We start from the raw sequence: 7644 nt of genomic DNA, 5'->3' as shown, positions 1-7644 counted from the left end.
TCGACTTGCATGTGTTAGGCACGCCGCCAGCGTTCGTCCTGAGCCAGGATCAAACTCTCCATAAAAGTTATATTATGAAGAACCTTGATGGCTCTTTAAAAAACTTACTTGTGTCAGTATCACTTACGTGACCCAACATGTGTGTACTCAAAACGAGTACGGCACATCTGGCTTATTTTAACTTTACTTACATTGTTTAGTTTTCAAAGAACACCTCGCCGCTTATTGCGACTAAAAATTATTTTAACATATCTATTGTAAAATGTCAACTTTTTTTATGTTGTTGTTGGCAACTCATTTATAATAACATGTTATAAGGAATCGTGTCAAGAGTTTATATTTTTTATTTCTCTCATTATTTTTCAAAAAACAAAAGACAATTACCGATAATTGCAATGATTATCTTATACGTTCAGGACTACCTAGCCAAATATGCAATTGCAATCACTTTCATTTAACTCATGTTTTCATTCTAATATTAAGCAACTTTTTGAATCGAGTGGTTATCAGGATCATATACAGATACACTATTACGTCCACTATTTTTAGAATGATAAAGAGCCTGATCTGCATAGTTGTATAGTTTTTCCTTATCAAAACAACAAGGCGGCTGAGGAAGAGTACAAACCCCAATTGAAACAGTCACAGAAATTCTGTTTGCATCGAGAAGAAATTCATGCGAATCAATCCCCTTTTGGATTCGATTCGCAACACTGATTGCCTCTTGTGAAGTATTATTCGGTAGCAATATTCCATATTCTTCACCACCGATGCGCGCTACCAAATCTCCACCTCGAGTATTGTCTTGAATAATTTTTGCCAATTCTAATAACACTTGATCACCAATTTGATGTCCATATGTATCATTAATTTTTTTAAAAAAATCAACATCAATAATCAACAGTGAAATGGGTTGATATTGACAAACCAATGCTTTGAATTTTTGTTCTAAGGTATCAAAAAAACACCGCCGATTCGCAATGGCCGTCAACGGATCTGTCATAGCCATCACTTGCATTTGATTTCGTGACTGCCATAAGTCATCAACCGCCTGTTGCAAATCTTTTTCCCTCTTTTCGATTTGCCGCGCCATCCAGTTCATATCACGCATAAGAGCGACCATCTCGTCTTCGCCATCTCTTCCCTCACTAGATAAAGGTAGTAACTTATGGTAATTCCCCCCCTTGACTTGAGAACACAATTCTCTCATATTACGTAACGGTTTTTCTACCAACCATTGAATTGTTAAACTAGGCATTCCCAAAATCAAAAGTAGAGCACTCGCTAACGATACGGCTTCAATCTGACTAAAATTTTTATTTGTAGTCAATAAAGAATCTGATGCCATCCAATATATAATGCCCTGAGGGATTAATAGCATCACTAGAAAAATTAGCCGAATCTTATTTACCAAAGTTCTCTCCTCCTCTTCCAAACGCCAGCCGGCAACAATAGTGGGGAATTTTTTTACACCATTATAAGAAAATTCCACTCAATTGAAAACCATTCTCATTATATAGTAAACATTCATGTAACCATTGTCAATATTATTTTAAATAAATAAAGTCCCTCAAGATTCTTTTCATCTTAAGGGACTTTATTCTACTATATTGTTTCTTTCATAAATGCAGTTAACTTTTCTCTATCTGGTAATCCATCATTATCACCAGGTGACATTACTGCTAAAGCGCCAATCGCAGTACCACGTTTTACTGCATCTTGCAATGGCAACTCTTCTAGCAGTGCGCTCACCACACCAACAGCAAAACCATCACCTGCACCTACCGTGTCTACCACATGTTCTACACGAAAGCCTTGTGTATAAAAGCACTGGCCTTCTGAACTTGTATATGCTCCCTCCGCTCCTAATTTTATCACAACAGTCTTAACGCCAGCATCATGATAAAAAGCGGCAATTTCCTCTACAGTCTCTTTTCCCGTCAATAATTTTCCTTCAGCAATACCTGGAAAGACGATATCAGCACGACACGCTAAATCATTAATGACTTGCGCCATTTCTTTTTTATCCTGCCAAAGACCAAATCGCAGGTTCGGATCATAGGAAATCTGAATTCCCCTTGAACGTGCTTGTGCCATCAATTCATATACAAGAGCACGACAACCAGTTGATAATGCCGGAGGGATACCCGTCAGATGAATATGATCAAACCCGTCCCAATTCAAATTTGCGATTGTTTCCACGTTCATATGTGATGCCGCTGAATTTCGCCGTGATGAGAATACTTGCGGATCTCCGCTCGTAACTTTTTCTTTCCACTGCATGCCTGTTACATATTGTGCATCATAAGTAAGATATGAAGTATCAATTGTATTCTCTTTTAAAAATTTCTCAATACCTTTACCAAACGGATCATCACCTAATTGGGTAATATAAGTCACTTGATGTCCCAAACGCACCATACCGATTGAAAAATTAACCTCTGCACCTGCAACGAAACGGGAAAAACTTTCTACATTTTCGAGCGAACCTTCCGCATCGGCTACAAAAAGTGCCATTGGTTCACCTAATGTAAGAATTTTACTCATGTTAGTACCCCCTATTTTAGAAAAAACGATTACTACGCTTTTTCCATTACTTCTTTATTATTCATATAGCCACTCCACCAAGCTGTTAACATCGGCACCATAATGGCCGTCACGATAACAGATGCCGCAACTAATGCTGTAGCTGCTTGAGCAACAGGCTTAAATTCTGGAAGCATTTCGCCAATAATAAGAGGATTGGTAACGGCTGCTCCTGCGGTACTCGACGCTGCAATTCCTGCAGTACCATTCCCACCACCAATATATTTATCGGCAAGCATGAGAGGAATACCAGTGACGATGATAACTGCAACACCTAAGGTTACTCCCAATAAACCGGTCTTAAGGATAACAGTTAGATCAATTGTATTTCCTAAAGCAAACGCAAAAAATGGAATCATAACATGAGAGGCTTTACCGAAATATTCTCGTAGTTCATTATCCAGATTACCTAAAAGAAAGCCAATCAAGAAAGGAAGAACTGCACCCACAAATAAACGTGGTTCAAAAGTAGCCAGTCCTGAAGTTCCCATAATCAACATGGTCACCAATGGCCCCGATTCAACTGACATAAGTACAAATGCACCAGCTTCTTCTTTGGTCCCATACTGCTGCATGATTGAAGCATACAAACCACCATTTGTCATATCCATTGCTGAAATGAGTGCAAGAGTGGATAATCCAGCAAAAAAACCTGTTGCGACTCCATTGCTAGGTAATATCTGCGCAGCAATAACCGCCACAACCCAAGCAACAGCGATTTTGGTCACGACCAGAGTTCCAGATTTTCTTAAAACTGTACCAGTCGCTCTGACATCAATACCAGCACCCATACAGAAAAACCACACTGCAAGAATCGGCACGGTACCAGTAATGAGTCCATTGGTAAATGAACCGAAATATTTACCAGCATCAGGGGAAAAAGTATGACAAATAGCTCCTAAAAATAGAGGTACCAGCATCAGACCTCCAGGAATTTTCTCAATGCTCTGCTTAATTTTCATAGTATACATCCTTTCTTCCTACAGTTTTTCACATACTTAGAATTTATAATTGCAATACCTAAATAGAATAATTGGACATTACTGACAACCCTGATTTACGAATGCTTAACATACTCCTTTCTTTTCATTTCCCACTATACGGATTTTTTTATCATTTTTATAATGTGATTATATAGTATAATCACATTTTTCGCAATAATGTTTGCAAATTTTTAAAATCTTCTTCACCATGCGGACTTTTTTTTCATATATGAACAATTAAAAATAAAAAGACTTAACTACAGTTTCGGCTGTACCAAATCTTGTATTTTCATGTCAATTAGCGTTATCTATACTCTATTGCAACTTCTTTGTTTTACATTCTAGCTATTTTTATAGCTTCTATGAATTGTTTTGCTTTGGTTGCGATTGTCAAATAGTCTCCCGTTCTTGCACTTGCGATCAAATTTCCACCAACGCCAACAGCGACACAACCAGCTTTAATCCAATCACCTACATTATTGATATCGACCCCGCCAGTTGGCATTAACCGCGCCTGCGGCAATGGGGCTTTTATTGCTTTGACAAAACCAGGTCCCATCATTTCACCAGGGAAAACTTTTATAATATCAGCGCCAGATTCCATACCTTCGACGACTTCTTTAATCGTCATAGCTCCTGGCATAATTGGAACGGCATAGCGATTACACAGTTTTACAGTTTCGATATTCAAACAAGGAGCCACGACATATTGAGCACCACTCAACAAAGCAATCCGTGCTGTTTCTGGATCTAAGACAGTACCAGCGCCAACTAAGATTTCTTCTGGTGAATAACGTTTTGATAATTCACTAATAATCTCATGGGCTCCAGGAACGGTAAAGGTAATTTCAACAGCCACAACGCCACCGTCAATACAAGCTTCTGTGATCTTAATCGCTTCACTTTTAGTCTCCGCCCTCACTACTGCGACTAGCCCCACACCACAAATTTTAGAAATTACTTTCTCTTTTTCCATCATCAACCTCCACAGTATTAGAATTTTCCATTAATTTTATATATTATAAAATGATTCGCCAATTCATATCACCGTTGGGGCAAATGCATTCACAAAAGCCCCAAACAGTAATAAAGAGGACATATCTTATATCTTTATCTCGCTAACCAGCCACCATCAACCGCAATGGTATAACCATTCACATAATCAGAAGCAGGTGCTGCTAAAAATACGACTGGTCCTTGTAAATCTTCTGGTAATCCCCAACGTCCTGCTGGAATACGATTTACAATTTCTGCATTACGTTGTTCATCTGCACGAATTGGAGCTGTATTAGCAGTTGCCATATAACCTGGCGCAATGGCATTCGCATTAATATTATATTTAGCCCATTCATTGGCCATTAAACGAGTAATCCCCATTACACCACTTTTACTACCTGTGTAGGAAGGTACACGGATACCACCTTGGAAAGACAACATCGAAGCGATGTTGATAATTTTACCGCCTTGACCTTGTTTAATGAATTGCTTTGCAACTGCTTGGCTAAAGAAGAACACAGTTTTAAGATTGAGATCCATAACATCATCCCAGTCTTTTTCAGTGAAATCAATGGCATCTGCCCGGCGAATTGTACCTGCGCAATTTACTAATATATCAACCTTACCAAAAATAGAAACTACTTTTTCCACAACGCCATTAATCGGTTCAATACTCATCAAATTGGCATCTACTGCTAAAAATTTTCTGCCAGCGCCTTCAATAAGTTGTTGTGTTTCAGTGTTGTCACCTAGACCAACACTTACGATATCGGCACCTGCATTTGCAAGAGCAAGAGCCATTCCCTGCCCCAATCCCATGGCAGCTCCTGTAACAATAGCTACTTTTCCTGTCAAATCAAACATACTCATTTTATACTTTCACCTATCCCATTCTATTTTATTACGATTCTAGACACCAAACTCATATTTACTATTTTAAGGTGTTCATTCCCACGTGATCCATGTCATCAAAAGTTTGATTTTCTCCTGCCATGCCCCAAATGAACGTATAGGATTGGGTACCTACACCACAATGAATCGACCAGCTAGGAGAAATAATGGCTTCTTCATTTCTCATGACTACATGTCGTGTCTCAGTAGGTTCTCCCATGTAATGAAAAACAACCGCATCTTCAGGAAGATTAAAATACAAATAGACTTCCATACGACGATCATGAGTATGACAAGGCATCGAATTCCACATATTTCCTGGTTCAAGAACTGTCATGCCCATAACAACTTGACAACTTTTTACGCCTTGCGGATGAATGTATTTGTAGATATTACGATCATTGGATTTTTCGATCGAACCAAGATGATTTGGAACAATATCGCTACGCTCAATTTTCACTGTAGGATAAGTCTTATGAGCAGGAGCACTATTAAAGTAAAATTTAGCAGGCTTAGTTGCATCAGCGCTTGAAAAAGTAATTTCTTTTGCACCCATACCAATATATAAGCCATCAGTAGTAGCTAAGTTATATTCTGTACCATCGACAACAACTAGACCAGGAGCACCAATATTAATAATACCCATTTCCCGTCTTTCAAGGAAATAATCTACGCCCATTCCTGATGCCACTTGAAGAGCTACAGGCTTAAGAGGACAGACGCCTCCTGTAATCATCCGATCAACGTGGCTATAGACCATATTGACTTCATTAGGGATAAATAGGTTTTGAATTAAAAAATCATTTCTTAACTCTTCAGTTGTATACCTTTTTACGTCTCTTGGATGAACTGAATGTCTAATATCCATTTAAAAATCCCCCTTAAATTCCACCATACGGATTTATTTTTCACTTTCACTATACATATACGCTAAAACTTTTTAAATTCCTGCTTATTTTCCCAAAATAATAAACATTTATCCACTATGTAGATTTTTTGTTTCATTTTTATGATATTTATATCTTTCGCTTCTAACTATGCTAAATAAAAAAGACCATTCATCAATTTTGCCGATCAGCGTAATCAATGAATGATCTTTTTTTATAAATTAACCAACATAACCTAACACGCGTGAAATACGCAAGGTACTGTCTAGTAATCTACTCACTACTTCTTTTTCAATGAAATCACGAGAGAAACGTGTGGCTAGCCCTGATATACTAATGGCAGCAACTATTTTTCCCCCATTATCATAAATCGGTGCACCAATACAACGTCCTTCCATTTCACTTTCTTGTTTATCTAATGCATAGCCCAATTTGCGGACTTCTTCCATTTCTTGCAAATATTCTAAAGGTTTTACTAAAGTATGTTCTGTTCTTCTATCCATACCTTCTGCCTCCAAAATATTTAATATTGACGCATCGGTATGCTTCAACAATAAGGCTTTTCCCAAAGCAGTACAGTGTACTGAATTAGTTGTACCCAACTTCGCAACCAACCTTGATGCATGTGGACTTTCCACTGTATCGACATATAGAACTCTATTTTTCTGTAAAATTGCCAAATGCACCGTTTCTTTCGTAAATTGATTTAAAGATTCTAAATAAGATTTTGCAATATGCTTAATTTCAAAATCTTTTTCAGCCCACTGACTCATCATCAACAATTGATATCCTAGACGATAGTTTCCATTCTCATCACAAAAGGCATAGTTTCGATTTTCAAGATTATTTAATAAACGATAGACTGTGGATTTGGGAAGTCCTGTTTCCTCAGTAATTTTCTTTATACTGATAGGCGCTCCACTATTTCCAATTACTTCCAATATGTCAAACGCCCGATGTAGCGATTGAACTTCTAATTTCCCAGCCATTTTAATACCCCTTTCTCATCTCTTACACTCTAGATGCTACGATTCGTATCATTTTTATTTTGCTTCATGATTGAAAATTTTAAACCTTATGCATTTCCACTATACGGATTAATTTTCTATTTCAATTATATACGGTATATACGAGAAAATTTTCTTAATCCCTGCTTATTTTTTTCGAAACAATATTTTTTTCTAATTTATGAGATCTTTTGTACTTCTTAGTCTTGGCTTAATTTTTCCTGTCATTGCCAAATGGACTAATAAATAAATTTCGTTCTTATAAACTCAAAAATAAGGACAACTGGTGAAATT

At 37.4% G+C, this 7644-nt stretch carries 7 protein-coding genes and 1 rRNA gene; all 8 read right to left on the bottom strand.

Going from position 1 to position 7644, the window contains the following annotated elements:
• Window positions 1-65, bottom strand: a 16S ribosomal RNA gene (locus tag ACAN52_RS18940); the annotation flags it as partial.
• Between the two features lie 413 nt (window positions 66-478).
• Complete coding sequence (locus tag ACAN52_RS18935) at window positions 479-1414, bottom strand: diguanylate cyclase (protein WP_378956530.1); 936 nt, start codon at window positions 1412-1414, stop codon at window positions 479-481.
• Window positions 1415-1605: 191 nt separating this feature from the next.
• On the bottom strand, window positions 1606-2547 hold the full coding sequence (locus ACAN52_RS18930) for a sugar kinase (protein ID WP_378956529.1): 942 nt from the start codon (window positions 2545-2547) through the stop codon (window positions 1606-1608).
• A gap of 32 nt (window positions 2548-2579) precedes the next feature.
• Window positions 2580-3548 carry a 2-keto-3-deoxygluconate transporter gene (gene kdgT, locus ACAN52_RS18925; RefSeq protein ID WP_378956528.1) on the bottom strand — a complete coding sequence of 323 codons (969 nt, stop codon included), beginning with the start codon at window positions 3546-3548 and terminating at the stop codon, window positions 2580-2582.
• 355 nt (window positions 3549-3903) lie between these two features.
• Complete coding sequence (locus ACAN52_RS18920; protein WP_378956527.1) at window positions 3904-4545, bottom strand: bifunctional 2-keto-4-hydroxyglutarate aldolase/2-keto-3-deoxy-6-phosphogluconate aldolase; 642 nt, start codon at window positions 4543-4545, stop codon at window positions 3904-3906.
• Between the two features lie 134 nt (window positions 4546-4679).
• Window positions 4680-5435: a 2-dehydro-3-deoxy-D-gluconate 5-dehydrogenase KduD gene (kduD, locus tag ACAN52_RS18915; RefSeq protein WP_378956526.1), complete on the bottom strand. Its 756-nt coding sequence runs from the start codon at window positions 5433-5435 to the stop codon at window positions 4680-4682.
• A gap of 61 nt (window positions 5436-5496) precedes the next feature.
• Window positions 5497-6324 carry a 5-dehydro-4-deoxy-D-glucuronate isomerase gene (gene kduI, locus ACAN52_RS18910; RefSeq protein WP_378956525.1) on the bottom strand — a complete coding sequence of 276 codons (828 nt, stop codon included), beginning with the start codon at window positions 6322-6324 and terminating at the stop codon, window positions 5497-5499.
• A gap of 240 nt (window positions 6325-6564) precedes the next feature.
• Window positions 6565-7332: an IclR family transcriptional regulator gene (locus tag ACAN52_RS18905; protein ID WP_378956524.1), complete on the bottom strand. Its 768-nt coding sequence runs from the start codon at window positions 7330-7332 to the stop codon at window positions 6565-6567.
• Window positions 7333-7644: the final 312 nt, after the last annotated feature.

Source organism: Pelosinus sp. sgz500959, from assembly GCF_042610375.1.
GTDB lineage: Bacteria > Bacillota > Negativicutes > DSM-13327 > DSM-13327 > CTSoil-075.
This window is presented reverse-complemented; position numbering and strand designations above follow the sequence as displayed.